11 protein-coding genes are annotated in these 17,152 nt (G+C 63.2%); 5 read left to right on the top strand and 6 right to left on the bottom strand.

From position 1 onward, the window contains the following. Nucleotides 1–220: 220 nt before the first annotated feature. Entirely contained in the window at nt 221–742 is a 522-nt protein-coding gene (locus ASD58_RS21455) for a DUF4256 domain-containing protein (RefSeq protein WP_057263255.1), read from the top strand. Here ASD58_RS21455 and ASD58_RS21450 read toward each other — a convergent pair. From ASD58_RS21450 to ASD58_RS21425, 6 genes are all read right to left on the bottom strand, one after another. Then, nucleotides 739–3,600 (bottom strand): response regulator, encoded by a 2,862-nt coding sequence (locus ASD58_RS21450; protein WP_057263254.1) that lies wholly within the window; start codon nt 3,598–3,600, stop codon nt 739–741. The two genes, ASD58_RS21455 and ASD58_RS21450, sit on opposite strands and share 4 nt — an antisense overlap. 79 nt (nt 3,601–3,679) lie before the next feature. Next, nucleotides 3,680–3,925, bottom strand: a complete 246-nt coding sequence (locus tag ASD58_RS21445; protein ID WP_057263253.1) for a hypothetical protein — start codon at nt 3,923–3,925, stop codon at nt 3,680–3,682. A gap of 216 nt (nt 3,926–4,141) precedes the next feature. Then, nucleotides 4,142–4,366, bottom strand: coding sequence for a hypothetical protein (locus ASD58_RS21440; protein ID WP_057263252.1), 225 nt, complete (start codon nt 4,364–4,366; stop codon nt 4,142–4,144). A 79-nt stretch (nt 4,367–4,445) separates the two neighbouring features. Further along, complete coding sequence (locus tag ASD58_RS21435; protein ID WP_229210059.1) at nt 4,446–6,416, bottom strand: site-specific recombinase; 1,971 nt, start codon at nt 6,414–6,416, stop codon at nt 4,446–4,448. A 37-nt stretch (nt 6,417–6,453) separates the two neighbouring features. Next, nucleotides 6,454–8,358 carry a glycoside hydrolase family 28 protein gene (locus ASD58_RS21430; protein WP_082565593.1) on the bottom strand — a complete coding sequence of 635 codons (1,905 nt, stop codon included), beginning with the start codon at nt 8,356–8,358 and terminating at the stop codon, nt 6,454–6,456. 4 nt (nt 8,359–8,362) lie between these two features. Continuing rightward, nucleotides 8,363–9,019 carry a FadR/GntR family transcriptional regulator gene (locus ASD58_RS21425; RefSeq protein ID WP_082565592.1) on the bottom strand — a complete coding sequence of 219 codons (657 nt, stop codon included), beginning with the start codon at nt 9,017–9,019 and terminating at the stop codon, nt 8,363–8,365. 174 nt (nt 9,020–9,193) lie between these two features. Here ASD58_RS21425 and ASD58_RS21420 point away from each other — a divergent pair, with 174 nt between their 5' ends. The 4 genes from ASD58_RS21420 to pelA are packed head-to-tail and all read left to right on the top strand — an operon-like array spanning nt 9,194 to nt 17,142. Further along, complete coding sequence (locus ASD58_RS21420) at nt 9,194–12,103, top strand: TonB-dependent receptor domain-containing protein (RefSeq protein WP_057263250.1); 2,910 nt, start codon at nt 9,194–9,196, stop codon at nt 12,101–12,103. 1 nt (nt 12,104) lies between these two features. Continuing rightward, nucleotides 12,105–14,309, top strand: coding sequence for a pectinesterase family protein (locus tag ASD58_RS21415; protein ID WP_057263249.1), 2,205 nt, complete (start codon nt 12,105–12,107; stop codon nt 14,307–14,309). Beyond that, complete coding sequence (locus ASD58_RS21410; protein ID WP_057263248.1) at nt 14,306–15,877, top strand: DUF5060 domain-containing protein; 1,572 nt, start codon at nt 14,306–14,308, stop codon at nt 15,875–15,877. The genes ASD58_RS21415 and ASD58_RS21410 overlap by 4 nt, the downstream gene beginning before the upstream one ends. Beyond that, nucleotides 15,874–17,142, top strand: coding sequence for a pectate lyase (pelA, locus tag ASD58_RS21405; protein ID WP_229210057.1), 1,269 nt, complete (start codon nt 15,874–15,876; stop codon nt 17,140–17,142). The genes ASD58_RS21410 and pelA overlap by 4 nt, the downstream gene beginning before the upstream one ends. Nucleotides 17,143–17,152: the final 10 nt, after the last annotated feature.

Raw genomic sequence — 17,152 nt, 5'->3', positions numbered from 1 at the left:
CAAGGCCATCGCCCCGAGGTATGCTGAAAGTCGCTCGGTCCATGAAGGTTTGATATGGACTCGGCGCCGCGCATGCGTTCACGAATCCTGATAGGATTTGTCGGATGAAAAAACCCCACTTGCTCATTTCCCTGGCTCTTGTAGCTGCTCCCGTGCTGTGCGGAGCTCAACAGCCGCAAATTGCACCAGGGCCGATGGCGCGGCTGAAGGATCGGGCGCCATGATCGACCTCCTCGAACGTCGATTCCACGAGCATATGGCCCGGCATGATGGGCTGGCCTGGAATGTTGTGCGTGCGCGCCTGGATGAAAATCCAGAGAAGTTGCGCGTGCTGGAGGAAATGGAGCGTACCGGTGGCGAGCCGGATGTGGTGGGCGTGGATCCGGATAGCGGCGAGATTGTCTTCTGCGACTGTTCGCCGGAAAGCCCGGCAGGCCGCCGTAGCCTGTGCTTCGACAAGGCCGCGCTGGATGCGCGCAAAGAGAACAAGCCATCCGGCAGTGCGCTGGAAGTGGCGAAAGCGATCGGCATCACGCTGCTGACAGAAGCCGAATACCGCTACCTGCAAACGCTGGGTGAATTCGACAGCAAGACTTCAAGCTGGGTGCAAACCCCGGCCGATATCCGCAAGCTTGGCGGCGCCTTGTTCTGCGACCGGCGCTACGGCCACGTCTTCCTGTATCACAACGGCGCAGAGTCGTATTACGCAGCGCGCGGCTTGCGCGGCATCCTCAGGGTTTAAGGCGGCAGGTAGCGCTCCAGCGTCTGCATCATCTCGTCGATGTCCAGCGGCTTGGGAATGAAATCGTCCATCCCGGCTGCCAGGCAGTCGGCGCGTTCGGATTCCATGACGCCGGCGGTCATCGCCACGATCGGCAGTGTCAGGCCCAACTCCTGGCGGATGATGCGGGTGGCCGTATAGCCGTCCATGACCGGCATCTGCACGTCCATCAGGACCAGGCGGTAGGCCCCAGGCGCCTCGCGCAGCATGCGCACGGCTTCTTCGCCATTGTTGGCCACTTCGATGCTGGCACCGGCGCGCTCCAGGATGCCGACTGCGACCAACTGGTTCATCGCATTGTCTTCAACCAGCAGCAGGCGGCCGCTCAAGCGCTGGGTTGGCGCGATATCCGTTTGAACCTGCGGCATCTCGGCCTGGTCCAACGCCTCATGCACCGCGTCGTACAGCGCCGAAGCGGTAATCGGTTTGGTGACCAGGCCCTCGCGATCCGCCTCTTCTTCGAGGATCTTGCTGCGTTCGTAGGCGCTGACCATGAGTATCACGGGGGCAGCCCGCTCCTGTGGGTGGCGCAGCGAATCGATATAGCGCTGGTCCTCATCGGGCACGCTCCAGTCGGCGAGTATCACATCGTAGGGCAAGTCGCGCTGGGCAGCGAGGGCAAGCATCTTTTTCGCTTCCGCGCCGGAGGAAGCGACGTCGACGCCCCAGCCCCACGCTTGCAGTGTTTTGGACAGGTAGACGCGGCTGGTGAAATGGTCGTCCAGCACCAGTACGCGCAGCGGCCGCGAGCCTGCGCCGGCTGGTGCTTGCTGCTGGCCGGCAGGTACGCTGCCGAACGGCAGAGTGACGGTAAAGGTGCTGCCTTCGCCGGGCCGGCTATCGAGCGCGATGCTGCCACCTTGCAGTTCGACGAGCCGCTGGCAGATCACCAAGCCAAGCCCGGTACCGCCATACTTACGGGTGACAGATTCGTCAGCCTGGGCAAAGGGTGCAAACAAATTGAGTTTCTGTTCCAGCGAAATGCCGATGCCTGTATCGCGCACGATAAAGCGCATGACGGAGCGCTGCTCGTCGCACTCCGCACATTCAACCTTCAGGCTGACTTCGCCCTTCGCCGTGAACTTGATCGCATTGCTGGTCAGGTTGACCAGTACCTGCTGCAAGCGCAAGGGATCGCCAACCAGCATGCGCGGAACGTCAGGCTCCACGCCGATCACCAGTTCCAACTCCTTCTCGCCGGCATTCACGCTCATAATGGTCGACACGGAATGCAGCACCGCATCGAGCTCAAAGCGGGTGGCGTTGAGCTGGATCTTGCCCGCTTCGATTTTGGAAAAGTCGAGGATATCGTTCAGCAGTGCCAACAGGGACTGGCCGGACGTGCGCAGCATCGTCAGGTAGCGCCGCTGCTCCAGCGACAGCAGGGTGGTGGTCATCAGGTGCGCCATGCCGAGCACGGCGTTCATCGGCGTGCGCAATTCATGGCTCATATTGGCGAGGAAGGAGCTTTTTGCCGCGTTGGCCGCCTGTGCTTCCTTGACGGCGTCGCGCAAGGCGGCCTGCGATTTTTTCAGCTCGGTCACGTCGCGCAGCACGCCGACGAAGCGGTACTTGCCCTCATCGATGATGGCGCTGATGGTCAGTTCGACCGTGAACCGGCTGCCATCCTTGCGCAGGGCCGGCAGCTCGACCGCTCCCTTGCCGATCACGTGCGGCGCGCCGCCCGACAGGAAGCGCTGCATGCCCTGCTGGTGTGCGTCGCGCATGGATTCGGGCATCAAGAGCTGAATTCCGGCGCCGATCGCTTCTTCTGCCGAATAGCCGAAAATCTGGCTGGCAGCGCGGTTGAAAGTTTCGATCCGGCCTTCCTCGTTGATGGTGACAATCCCTTCGCCAACGCTGTCGACTACGGTACTGATGCGCAGGTTGGCATCTTCCAGCTGGTCGGTGCGTTCGTGGATCAGGCCTTCGAGCTGACGGATTTTCCCGCTGATGAACCATGCAAGGCCAAAGCCGGCCAGCAGCAAAGCCAGCACGATCCAGGTCAGCCAGGTGACGGAGGCCAGCAGCTCCTGCAGGATGGTGGCGCGCGGCACACCCACGGCGACCGCCCAGCCGCTGCGGCTTGAACGGGTGAAGACCGTATAAACGGGAATGCCTTCCAGTGTGGTGGATTCGAACACGTCTTCATTCACCTCCGACAGCCGCTTAACCAGGCTGTCCGAGCCGGGCTTGCCGACAAAACGCTCGGCCTCATGGGTGCGGGCGATGATCGTCCCTTGCCGGTCAAAGATGGCGATGACGCGGTCCTTCGGCAGGGTGCCTGAAGTGAGCACGCGCCCGAGACGGGCCGGCTGGTAGCCGACCGAGAGGCAATACACAACCTGGCCGCCCCGTATCACCGGCACGTGGACTGCGACCAGCGGCTGGCCGGTGACGCCGCCAATGAAGACGTCCGACACTACTACTTGTCCCGTTTCGAATACGCGCTGGATCCGTTCACGGCTGCCGGGATCGGGAATTGGCTGGCCGAAGGGGCGCAAGGTATTCAGCAATTGCACCGAGTCGCGCGTGCTGAGGACGATGTTCGAGCCGGGAAAACCGGCATTGACGATGCCCATGGCTTTACGGTGGAAGCCGGCCAGGTCGCCATGGTCAAGTTCAGCGGACATGGCCAGCGCGCGCGCCGCAACGATACCGAGGTCGAGATCCCGGTCAACCGCTTGCATCATCGACCGCACCACGAACAGGGAGTCCCGTTCAACCTGCGCCCGCTCGCGGGTATAAAAGTGCTGGATCAGCAGGCCGAAGCCCAGGGTTGCCGGTAGCGCGCATGCCAGCACGAGTGCGAACAGCATGCGGCGGATGGTGGGCCGTCTTGGTTGCCTGGTTGGAGCCAAGTTGCATCTTCCTTCGGGTGAGCAAGTTGTAAGTTGGTCATGGCATTGTACAGTCGTAGGCTTCTACCGGGCGCTGAATACCGACCGTGCGCATGGCCCGGTGGGCGACGTCGGCAATATTGGGTGTTGCCTCAGCCCAGCGGTTGAACGGCGTGGACAAGATGGCAATGATGTCGGGATCGGCTATGCCGGCTGTTGCCAGGTAGGCCCAGGCATATACACCGCCGTAGACGAAGTCGATACAGTGGGCGTTCAGGATGAGGGAAGGTGTGGGCGTGCGCATGCTGTTTCATATCGAAGCTAGCGCACAAGAGCAGGGTGCAGCGAAAGTCAGGGCGGCGGCATGCGGGTCGGGGCGTGCCGTGGCCAGAGTCATTGCACTCTAGCATGCCACACGCCCTCGCATCAAGTTTTTGCACGTTGCCGCATCCGACGCATGAGCCAACTCCCCGTGCTGTTGTCGGAAAAGATGACAGTCGGCCACTGCTGCAACCGCCACTCAACTACGCCATGCGAGGATATATTCTTCGGCCAGCGAATGGCCTTCGATCATGGCGGCGCGGGCGTTCGAAAATGGCGGAGTTGCTTGTTCTGCCTTCCTGTCCTGCCAGCTCAGGTGCGCCCAGTATCCCGATTCGTCGTGAAAAACTGTCACCGTGTAAGTGAAGCCATCAACAGTAGCCGTGCTCTCGGCTTCCAGGTCGCTTGGGACGAGTTCATTCATCCGATCCCCTCCTTTAACCAAGCTGATGTACTTTACCCCGGCCAGGCAAAAAGATCTGTGCGTCCTTGCACGGATAAGCTCAAACTGCCTCGCGCGGCGGCAGGAAGAAGCTGCGCGGCGACTGGCGGAAACGCTGCCATACCAGGCCAGCCAGGGCCCGGCCGCGTCCGAAACTGACGCGGCGCGAGCGCAGTGCAACCAGCAGGGCCAGCGTGAAGCTGACCGCCAGGTTGGTCAGCGCGATCAACACAATGCCTGACAGCGACAGCAGCCATTGCTCGGTGGTGAGCTGGTAGTCCAGCCCGACCAGCGCGAAGGCGAAATTGGCGCTGGAGAAGGTAACGTGGCGGATATCGATCGGCAGGCCCAGCACATAACCGAGGGTACCGATCGTGCCCAGCATGATGCCGAAGAAGAAATTGCCCGCCAGCGCGCCGAGGTTGCGGCCAATGTAGTCGGTGACGCGCGCCAGGCGGTGTTCACCGAGCAGCCACCGCAGCCAGCGCAACTGTCGCAAGCGCGCTGCGATATCGTTATAGGCTGCCTTGTTGTCGTAATAGCCCGAGATCAAGCCCGCCAGGAACAGGCACACGCCGGCGATGGCGGCGTGCGGCAGTGCCAGGCTGTGGAGCGGGTCGATATCGTGCAGCAGGTGTTGAGCTTTTTCAGCGCCGGCCAGGTGCTGGCCGAAGGCGGCCTGCCATGCCACGGCAATGGCGAAAGCGGTAGGCATGGCCAGTGCCACGTTGCCGACGATCGCCACGAACTGCGAGCGCAGCACCCTGACCACCAGCTCCGCCAGTTCATCGAGTTTTTTCTGGCCTTCGTCGATGGCGGCGGCAATGCGCGCGGCCGTCATTGCCGGCTGCTTGGTCGCCACGGTGAAATGCAGCACGTGGATCAGCATGAAGCCGAGGGAATAATTCAGGCTATACAGCGCCGCATAGCCGATCGGGGCAAGCAGCAGGCGGGCCATCAGTACCTTGAGGGTGGCCATGAAGCCGACAATGAAGCCGGCGCCGGCCGCGGAGCGCATCATGGATAGCCATTCGGTGCGGCTGCTGGCCACGTAGTGTTCCCCCGAACGGCCGGCATGTTCCGTTACCTGCAACGCCAGCAATTCGGTATTGGTCTGGAACAGGTCGGTGAGGCTCAATTTGCGGTTGTCCGCTTCCACCAGTTGCCGGAACAGGGCGAGCGCAGTGGGCAGGGCTTGCTGCAGCGCCGGCGCCTCCAGCAGGTCCAGCAGGATGCGCAGGCGGTCGATGCTTTGCGTCAGGCGCAGAAGCAGGCGGGTCAGGCTGACCGACACCCCTTGCACGGACGCTGCTTTTCGCACGCGTCCGATAATCTCTTCACACTGGCTGAGAAGCACATCGAGGTGGCGGGCGTCCGGAACCTCGGCCTGCGCGTCGACCAGGCGGGCACGCCAGGCTTCCGTGAGCTGCACCACTTCGGCATTCTGGCGCAGGAAGGGCGACTCGAAGCGTTCGATGTCCGGATGGATTCGCACCAGTTCGGGCTCCAGGCCGATGGCGCTGATACGGTAGGACAGCACCTGGATGGCTTCCAGCAGTTCGCCCAGCACCTGGCCTTGCAGCCAGCCATGCTGTGGCAATTGGAGAGCTTCGAGCAGGTCCAGCCAGACCGCTGGCTCGACGCCATTGACCCACTTGTAATCGTCGCGGTGATTGAAGACCTGGCCGAATACGTCCTTCAGGTACGCGTCGTTAATGGTCGGCGGCAGCCATTTGTGGTTCAGGCGGCGCCATAGTTCGCCAAAGAAGCCCTGGTTCTGCAAGACACCGGTATCGGTCAGCAGGTGCACCAGCTTGCGCTGTCCAATGACTTCGGCGAGGTATTCGCGCAACGCTTGCGCCCATTCGGGCCGCGTGGCAAGAAGGTGCGCCAGGGCGCGCAGGCGGTTGGTAGCCTGCTGCAGGTCGCTGGCGTGCTTGGGGCGCACCGTGCCAACCAGTTCCTGCAGCAGGGACGTATCGCGCGACGAGGGCGCGGCCTCGATGTGCGCCAGTATGCTGTCCATCATCATTCGCGAAAGCATACTGGCGTTCGCGAGGATTGTCCAATCAGGACCTTAGGGTAGCCTTAAGGCGTTTGCCGCCGATGGTCACGTTTTCCAGCCTGAGATCGGATACGTTGTACAGCCAGATCGGTTGCGTGGCATTGACGGGGTTGCCGAAGTCGCAGTTGCTGATGGTGACCCGCCGCACCGGCAGCACAGTTGGCGCCGGCTGCGGCCCGTTGTAGTCGCTGGCGACCGGGCCGAGGATGGCGATGGCCTGGTAGCACGAACCGGTAGTGCGGCCTTTTTTCACATTGCCGACAGTGATGTTTTCGATGTGGACGTCGGATACCTCCGGCGGCCGGATCCGCACGCTGTCGGCCGACGGCTGGTAGTCGCAGTCGAAGGAGATGACTGCTCCGGCGGCGGTGGCCAGTCCCTCGGTGTCGATCGGTGAGCCGGGCAGCAGCGCGTAATGCGATGCGCTAAGCTGCACACCGTTCGGGATCTCCACGTTCCTGACGTAAAAGTGGCGCAGGTACCCGCCGCGGTTCATATTGGTCTTGAGGCGGATAGCGATATTCAGCGGGTCGGTTTGCCAGTGCACGTTCTCGAACACCAGGTTGCGCGCGTAGACATGCTCGATGCCGCCGGCCATTTCGGAGCCGAGCGTGACTGCGCCGTGGCCGCTGTGCATGGTGCAGCCCTGGATCACGATATTGCGCGTCGGCCCGTATTGGATGTCGCGGTTCTTGCCGGCCTTGATGGCGATGCAGTCGTCGCCCGAATCGAAGACGCAATCCTCCACCAGCACGTGGTCGCAGGACTCGGGGTCGAAGCCGTCGCTGTTCGGGCCACGGCTTTCGGCGTGGACCTTGCGGATCACCAGGTTGCGGCAGTTGACCGGGTGATGCTGCCAGAACGGCGTGTTCTTCACGTGGTAGCCTTCAAGCAAAACATTGGCGCAGTTGATGAAGTGGATCATCGGCGGCCGCAGGTAGTGGCCCTTGCCGAATACGCGCAGCTCCACCGGCACGCCGGCTTCGGACAGGGCAGGGAGGTAGCGTTCGTCGCTGCGCCATTTGTCGCCATCGCCTTCGATCAGCTTGCGCTGGGCGGCATTCAGGGCGGGAGCGATTTCCGACAGCGGTTTGTTGAGCGGGTTGGGGACCACTTGCGTGGGCTGGCCTTCCTTGTAGCCGGGCGCGGTGGTTTGCGAGACGGCGTTCATGGTTCGGTTCCTGCCTTTCCAGGACCACCAGCAATCGCCGGCTTCGTTGAAGGCGACGCCGCCCTGGCCATCCAGTATTGAAGTCCAGTCTTCGCCGGTCAGCGCGACGTTCCTGGCGTTGAGGGCGTAGATCATCGGCGAGTAGTTCAGGCAGTCGTTGCTTTGCCAGCGTGAGAGCGTGAGCTTGCCGTTAGGGCCGCAGTCGAAGTCGCCGCTGCGGGCGTAGTGTTCGGGATTTTGAGAGAACAGGATATGGGCGCCGGCCTGCAGGTGGACGTGCACGTTGGAGCGCAGCACCAGCGGGCCGGCGCAGTACCAATGGCCTTTCGGGATGACCACGCGGCCGCCGCCTGCCGCGGCGCATGCCTCGATGGCGGCCTTGAAGCCGGCGTAGCAGTCGTGGGCGTTGTCGGCCTGGGTCGGCACCAGTTCCTGGTCGTCGTGGGTGACCCAGGCTTTGACTTGCTTCGTCTCGCACGGCAGCGCGCCGAAATTCGTGACCAGGAAGTCTTCGTTGCGAAAGGTGACCGGCGCACGCAGCGCGGCGACGATGGCATCGGCGCGGCGCCAAGCGGCGGCGCGGGCTGCCGCGGTTCCGGCGGCAGGCGTATTGGCCGATGTAGCGGATCGTGCGCCTGCGGCAGCAAGCGCCGGCAGCCATTGCGGGGCGAGGAGGGCGGCGGTGCCAGCTCGCAGCAGGCTGCGGCGGCGCAATTGTCGTGATGCGTTCAAAGTCAAACTCCTAAGCTGAGAAGGTTCGGGTAACGCGCCCCAGGTGCACGCGCATGGCTTTGCGGGCGGCGGCCGGGTCGTGGCTGGCGATGGCCTGCAAGATCGCGCGGTGGTCGCCCAGGGTTTCCTTGCGCAGCTCTTCGGTCTGGAAGTGCTCCTTGAGCTTATGCCACAGGTGGCCGCGCTGATCCCATAAGTGATTCATCACGCCAACCAGCGCGCTGTTGCCGGTGGCATTGGCAATCGCCATATGGAAGTTGCGGTCGGCCTGCTCATTGGTGGCCACGTCGTCGTGGTCGCGCTCCATGGCTTCCACCGCGACCAGGATGGCGTCGATGGCGCGGTCGGTCGCGACCTGCGCGGCGTTGGCGGCGATTTCCGATTCGATCACGCGCCGTGCGGACAGCACTTCGAACGGCCCTGGCCCGGCTTCCGGCAGGGGCGAGTGGCCTGGACGGTCGCATATATAAACGCCGGAATTGCTGCGCACTTCCACCACGCCGGTCAGCTCCAGCGCGATCAGGCCCTCGCGCAGCGAAGCCCGGCTCACCTCCAGCCTGGTCGAGAGCTCCCGTTCCGACGGCAGGCGATCGCCGCATGCAAATCCTTCGGTGGCGATCATCGCCTGGATCTTGTCCGCCACCTGTTTATATAGCCTGGTCTCCATGCGGCTGATTTTAAAGTGGTCAGGCCAAAACAACAATCTGGACCGACCAAAAGTGGCTTTTTTGCACAATCTTGGAATTTTTGCTTGTGAAATTGGCCTAACCACTTTAGTCTGTGGTTATACCAAAACCGAAAATCGATCAAACCAATTTGATCGTACAAATGGAGGAGACTCATGAATTACGTTCCAGGCCCTCAGGCCAAACGCGCCGTGCTGGCAGCAGCAGTGGCAGCGGCCGTCCTGCAGATGGCAAACCAGGCAGCCGCACAAACCGCCGCCCCGGCAGACGAGCCAATGGCGGCCGTGGTGGTGACTGGCTCCCTGATCCGCCGCGTTGCGAATGAGGGCGCCACCCCGCTGGTCACCATCAAGTCCAGCGAGCTCCAGGCACGCGGCAACACCGAACTGAAAGACCTGGTGCTGGAAATGCCGCAATCGCTGTCGCTGGGTACCAATAGCGGCGCGGCCGGCCCGATCATCAACCTGCGCGGCCTGGGCCCGATGCGTACCCTGACGCTGTTGAACGGGCGCCGCCTGGCCAACGAACCGCTGCAGGACCAATACGTCTCCGTCAACGTGATCCCGCGCATGGCGCTGGACCGCGTGGAAACCCTGAACGGCGGCGCCGCTTCGACCTACGGTGCCGATGCCATCGGTGGCGTGCAGAACTTCCTGACCAAGCGCGGCTTCGAAGGCGGGGCGGTCAAGGCCGAATACGCGCCGACGGAAAAGGGCGGCGCCGATTCCAGGAGCTTTGGCATGATCCTGGGCGCCGGCAACCTGTCGCGCGACGGCTGGAATGCCTATGTGGCGATTGACTACCAGAAGAAAGATGCGCTGTTCCAGGGCGACCGTCCGGAGCAGCACGACCCCGCCATCCTGCGCACGCTGGGCCTGGGCATCACGCCTGACGCACGCAACCCGACCCCGGTCGCCAACTTCGGCTTTGCCCGCAACGCCAACTCGAACTACAACCCGACATTCGCCACCGGTTGCCTGGCGCCATACGCCACCCCGACCCTGGGCAACAACAGCACCGCCGCAACGCCGGTCTATGCACCAGGCTGCGCGCGTAATCCGCTGTACTGGAATGCAGTCACCGACGGCAGCGAGATCACCAACATCAGCGGCCGCGCCAGCATGAACCTGCCGGGTGGCCACAAGATCGACGTCGACCTGCTGCACTCCGAATTCACGGTGCAGAAATACCGCGGCATGCAGGTGCCGGGCACCACCCAGCCGTTCACCACCTATTCGCTGCCGGCGACCAGCAAATACTATCCAGGCAAAGGCATCACCCCGGCCGTGCCGGTGGTTGGCAGCAATACCGGCAGCAATACGCCGGCCATGTTCATCGACCCGGCCAAGACGCCGGCCACGGTCAGCAACCTGAACATGAACAACCGGACCATCTACTTCCAGTGGGGCCCTGCCGAACTTGGCCCGGCATACCGCAACGACGAGCAGACCAACGACCGCATCGTGTTGACGGCCGAAGGCGAAGTGCTGGGCTGGGACTACCGGGCCGGCCTGAATTATGGCGAATCGAAGCGCGACACCCGCGCCGGCGCCGGCTACATTTCCTACACCAGGGCGCAGGAAGGCTTCAACAACGGCACCCTGAACCCATTCGGGCTGCAGGACGCGGCCGGCCTGGCTTACCTGCAAAGCATCGAGGCGGACGACTATACCTACCGCCTGAACAAGGCCTTCAACCAGAGCGTGGACCTGACGCTGTCCAAGGGCCTGTGGGACCTGCCAGGCGGTCCGCTGACCCTGGCGGTATCCGGCGAATTGCGCCGCGACGGGGCGCAAACCTTCAATGCGCCGCTGGACTATGTACTGAAGAAGGCCGACGGCAGCTACAACATCGACGCCTCCGGCAACGTGGTGCAGTCCGACCTGGTGGGCGAGACCCCGCAAGGCGTAGCCAAGAAGATCCACCGCACGATCGCATCGCTGTTGATGGAAGCGGAAGCGCCGGTCACCGACAAGTTCCTGCTGAATGCAGCAGTGCGTGCCGACCGCTACTACGACCTGAAACAGACCACCGTCAATCCGAAACTGGCTGCGCGCTGGCAGCCGTTCCAGCAACTGGTCCTGCGTGGTAACGTGAATACCGGCTTCCGTGCGCCGTCGATCATCGACATCCAGAACCCGACGCCGGAAGTGCGCAACCAGGTGATGGACGATCCGGTCCTGTGCCCGAGCACTCAGCCGCTGGTAGCCGGTACCGGAACGCCGAAAGCGGGCTACACCTATGACCAGGTGTGCAACGTCGCCACCAACTACTGGACCAAGTCGCCGAACAACGCCTTCCTGAAACCGGAAAAATCGCGCGGCTTCTCCTTCGGCTTCGCGCTGGAGCCGGTGAAAGACCTGTCGATCACCGTCGATTACTGGGGCCTGAAGCTGCGCGACGTACTGGGCGCCGTGACCATCGCCGAGATCCAGCAGAACCCAGCCAAGTACGACGTGAACTTCGTGCGTAATGCGGACGGCACCATCGACCACATCGTGGCGAGCCAGGCGAACCGCGGCCAGACCCGCATCCGCGGCCTGGACCTGTCGGCCAGCTACCGCTTCCCGAAAACCAGCTTCGGCAACTTCGACGCGAAACTGGATGGCACGTATATGGACAAGTACGAGTTCCAGTCGGAGAAAGACGGTCCTTGGCTGAGCAACGTCGGCATCATCACCAACGATGGCCGCTACGGCGGCTCGGGCCCGAACTCAGGCCTGGCCGGCCTGCCGCAGATCAATCCACGCTGGAAGCATACCGCGTCGATTACCCACACCTACGGTGCCTGGGCAACCACGCTGTCGCAGCGCTATAACTCGGGCGTAACCGACGTTACCCCGCGCGCCGGCTCGACCCTGACCAAAGTGGAGGCCTACAAGCAGTACAACGTGAACGTGAACTACACTGGCTTCAAGAACACGACCATCAGCTTCGGCGTCAACAACCTGACCGGGGAATGGCCGCCACTGACCTCCAACAGCACCTACAGCGGGGGGTATGTGACTTCGCTGGCTGATATGTTGGGACGTGTGTATCGCTTCTCCGTGGAGTTCAAGTTCTAAGATGCTGCTACGCTCCTTGCTGCTTGCCTGGTTCATGCTGCTGCCGGCAGCAGGGGCGTATGCTGCGCCGCCCGGGCAGGGCGCCGTGAAACTCGTGCCCGCGGCGGAAGCCGCGGCCCCGAGTTCCGGCCCGTACTTCGTTGAGGCACGCCTGCGCGCTGCGCCAGGCGTGGTAGGGCAGGGTTATGTCATCGCACGCTATGGGGATGACCGCAACTGGCTTGGCTTCGGCCTCGATGTCGCGCCGGCCGGCAAGCTGGCGGTAAACATCGTGCGCCAGATCGACGGCCAGCCGAAATTCCTCAAGCAAGTCCGTATCGAGCCCGATGCGGGCGACCCTTTCTACACTATCCGCCTCGATGTGGATGGCGCGGCCCTCACGGCCTACCTTAATGGCACGCGCCTGATCGGCGTTGACGAGCCCAATTCGCTGCCGCCGCGCATTGGCCTGCTGTCACAAGGCGGTGAATTTGAATTCCGGGGCTTGCGCGCAGGCGATATTACGCAAGCCCCAACCAGCATTGGCCTGGTTCACCGGCATAAGCAGCTAACCCTGCAGGCTGGCGAGGCGCCGCAGCGCTATGCGGTGCGTGCATCCAGCCGCGATGGCTTGCGGACTTTGCCTTTCTCCGCCGTCTCGAGCGATTCTTCCGTACTCGAGGCCAGCGTGGATGGCGACGCGCTTGTGCTGGCGCCGCGCGGTGCCGGAAAGGCGGCAGTCACGCTCGCCAGCAGGGAAGATCCGAACGTGGCGCTGACGCTGGCGGTGCGCGTCGGGCCGGCTTTCGCTGCATCGTCGCGTCGTAGCACCGTGGCTGCCGGCATGGCATCACCCGCCGCGGGGGAGCAAGACGTTCCTGTCGACACCCGCCTGCAACTGCACTTCGACCAGGCGCCAACCCTGGGCGACACCGGTTCGATACGCATCGTGCGCTCGAAAGACAAGGTAACGGTCGACGTCATCCGCCCCGGCTTGGAGCTGGACGAGATCGGCGCCACCCGTGATGGCGTGAAGCGCGTCGTTCGCTACAAGGCCATTACCGTGGACGGCGCGACAGCAACAATCCGCCCTCACGATGGAAAGCTGGCCTACGACACGGAATATTACGTGGTGGTGGACGGCAATGTATTCCCTGGCGCTCTGCTGGGCGGTGCACCGTTTGACGGCGTAGGCAAGCCAGGCGCCTGGGCGTTCCGCACGCGCGGGCAGGCGCCGCGCGACACCATCTTGCGCGTCGCCCTAGCCGGCAAGGCCGATTTCCGCACCGTGCAGGGCGCCCTGAATCATGCCATGCAGGACTTCCCGCGCGAACAATCCGTGACTATTCGCCTCGCCGATGGCAAGCATGAGGGTTTGCTTTACCTGCGCGGCAAAGACAATGTCACCCTGCGCGGCGAAAGCCGCCACGGATCTGTCATCACCGGCGAAAACAGCGACGGCATCAACCCCGGCAGCGGCGCCGGCCAGCAGCCGCTGGCACCCGGAGCGACTGGCGGACGCTCGGTATTCCTGGTGGAAGACGCCGACCTGCTGCGCCTTGATACGCTAACCCTCGCCAATACCACGTGGCGCAGCAAGACCATTGGCGCGCAAGCGGAAGCGCTCAACTTCAGCAGCGAAGGCCGCCTCATTGCCAACCAGGCCGACTTTATCAGCGAGCAGGACACCATCCAGCTCAAGGGCTATGCATGGTTTTACCGCAGCCTTGTCGCGGGCAATGTGGATTTCATCTGGGGCTACAATCGAGCGGCCCTGTTCGAAGAATCCGAGATCCGCTCCGTTGGCGACAGCGCCAACCCATCGAGCGGGGGCTACCTCGTGCAGGCGCGAACCGTGGCCGAAGGCGATCCCGGTTTCGTCTTCCTGAACAGCCGCCTGACGCATGGCCCCGGGCCGGCCGGCAATGATGTGCCGTCGGGAGCGACTTTCCTGGCGCGGCCGGGCGTTGTGACGGCATGGGACAACGTCCGATATATCAATTGCAGCGTCGGCCCGCATATCAACGTGCAGGGCTGGCACGGAAAGCCGCGCGGCGGCAAGGGCTGGGAAGAGGGCGGCAGTACGGACCTTGCCGGCAAGCCTCTCGACCTGTCGCAGCGTGTGGCGGGACAGGTGCTGGCGCCGCCCGAGGCCGCGCGCTACGACAGCCGCTCCAAAGTTTTCGCGCAATTTGCAAACGGAAAAGGATGGAGTCCCCAGCCATGACTCGCCGCAAGCTGCTGAAGAGCGCCGTTGCCTTCGCGTTCCTTGCCATTGGAGCCGCGGCGCAGGCGCAAGATGCGGACCCAGTCCAACGTTGGGGCAGCAAGGAGCTTACGCTGGCCGGGCCGAGCGACGGCAATCCTTTCATGGAGGTGGAACTCTCCGCCACTTTCCGCCAGGGCGCGCGCAGCCTGGCGGTTGAGGGCTTTTACGATGGCGATGGCCAGTACAAATTGCACTTCATGCCCGACGCCACCGGCGAATGGGAATACGAAACCCGCAGCAATCGCGCGGCGCTGAATGGGCGGCGTGGAAAATTCACGGTGGTCGCGGCGCAACCCGGCAACCACGGCCCGGTGCGGGTGAAGGGGATACATCACTTCGGCTATGAAGACGGCACGCCGTTCTGGCAAGTCGGCACCACCAGTTACGGCTGGACCCATCAGCCGGAGCCTGTTGAACGCCAGACGCTGGCGACTCTCGCCGCCGGGCCGTTCAACAAGATCCGGATGCTGGTATTCCCGAACCAGGATGTCAGGCACCAGCCGCCGCGCTTCCCGTTTGAAGGGTCGCCGCCCAAGGCCTGGGACTTCACGCGCTTCAATCCCGAATTTTTCCGGCACCTGGAGCAGCGCGTCGCCGACCTGCGCGCGCTTGGCATCGAGGCCGACGTCATCCTGTTCCACCCTTACGACAAAGGCTTCTGGGGCTTCGACCAGATGCCGGCCGAAGTCAACGAACGCTACCTGCGTTATGTGGTGGCGCGGCTTGCGTCCTACCGCAACGTATGGTGGTCGATGGCGAACGAGTTCGACTACCTCGCCAGGAAGCAGATGACCGAGTGGGACCGCTATTTCGAAATCGTCCAGGCACGCGATCCCTACCAGCACCTGCGCTCGATCCATAATGCCATGGTGCTGTACAACCATACCAAGCCTTGGGTAACGCACGTCAGCGTGCAAAGCGGCGCCATTGCCGAGGATTTCGAACGTGCAGTACTGTTCCGCGACGTGTACTCGAAGCCCGTGGTCTACGATGAAGTGAAGTACGAGGGCAATATCGAGCGCCGCTGGGGCCAGTTGTCGGGGCAGGAATTGGTGCTGCGGTTCTGGATGGGGGCCATTGCCGGCACCTACGTCGGCCATAGCGAGATTTTCAGGGACCCTGGCGATATGTCATGGCTGGGGAATGGCGGCGCCATGCGCGGACAGAGTCCCCCGCGGCTGGCGTTCTTCCGCAAGATCCTGTCCGACAGTCCGGCCGAAGGGCTGGAACCGATCGACAAGTGGCAGGGAAATCCCTTCGCCGGCAAGCCCGGCCAATATTACCTGGGCTATTTCGGCCGCCAGTCGCCGGCTGCCTGGCCGTTCGTGCTCGCCAAGCCAGGCCTGGCAGACGGCATGAAGTTCAAGGCCGAAGTAATCGATACCTGGAACATGACGGTCACGCCAGTGGACGGAATATTCGACATCCGCAAACGCGACAACTACAGTTTTGCCGACAAGGATGGCCGCAGCATCGTACTGCCCGGTCGCCCCTATATGGCCCTGCGCATTACGAGGTTGCCATGAGGCGGAGCCCTGCATCCGCTGCCAAGGGGCTGCGCTTCCTGCCGGAGGAACTTGCGCGAGAGGCCGCCGCAGCGGCGATATTGCGCATTGTGTTGACGGCGGCGCTGGCGGGGGCTGCCGCTTCCTTGCCGTTGCCGGCGGAGGCTGCGTTAATCGGCTACATGACGCCGGCCGAACCGCTGACCGAAGCGCGCATCGCTACCGTCCCCGACCTGGTCCGGCGCCTATCCTGGCAAGCCTATCTCACACGGTCGCAGGCCGCGATGGCGGCTGACAAAGCCGCATTGTCTGCGGAACGCAAGCCTGGCGAGACCGCGCCGCCGGCATCGAGCCCGGGCAGCGTGAACAGCATGCCGCTCAAGCGCAGCGCTGGCTGGTATGCGACGGCGCAAGCGCGCCGCATTGCCGACAATATCGTCAGCTTCCAGACGCCAGCCGGCGGCTGGGGCAAGAATGCCGACCGCAGCGGCCAGCCACGCCGGCGCGGCCAGGCATACGTCGCAGCGGAAGGGAAAGAGTCCTGGGCCTTCGTCGGCACGATCGACAATGGCGCCACCACCACCGAACTGCAATTCCTCGCCCGCGTTCAAGCCAGCCTGCCGGGCGAGGAGGGCATAGCCTACCGCGCCAGTGCGCTGAAAGGCATCCGTTACCTGCTGGATGCCCAATACCCTAATGGCGGTTGGCCGCAAGTTTACCCATTGCAAGGCGGTTACCATGACGCCATCACCTTCAACGACGACGCGATGGTGGCGGCGATCGAGGTGCTGCGGCGCGCTGCAGACCGAGACGCAGATTACGCATTCGTACCGCCGGCTCTGGCGCTTGAAGCGCAAGCGTCGGCAGAACGCGGTATCGCCGCCATCCTCGCAAGCCAGGTCACGGTAGATGGCACGCTCACCGCCTGGTGCCAGCAGCATGACGCCATCACGCTGGCCCCGGTGGGTGCGCGTAACTTCGAGCCCGCTGCCCTGGCCAGCGCCGAAAGCGTCGGTATCCTGCAACTGCTCAAGCGCTTGCCAAAGCAAGCGCCGCAGGCTGCCGCTGCGGTGAGCGCGGGCATCGCATGGCTGCGCAGCACTGCGCTGCCGGCTCCCGGTGGCGGCCGCCAATGGGCGCGCTTCTACGGCATGGCAACGATGAAACCCATTTTCGGTGACCGCGACCGCAGCATCCACGACAAGGTCGGCGACCTCAGCCCTGAACGCCGCAGCGGCTACGCCTGGTACGTCACCAACCCCACGAAATTGCTCGACGAAAATTGATAATTAGTTA

The organism is Duganella sp. Root1480D1 (assembly GCF_001427305.1).
Classification (GTDB): Bacteria; Pseudomonadota; Gammaproteobacteria; order Burkholderiales; family Burkholderiaceae_D; genus Rugamonas.
Note: the sequence above shows the minus strand (reverse complement) of the source record. Positions and strands in the feature narration are given on the sequence as shown.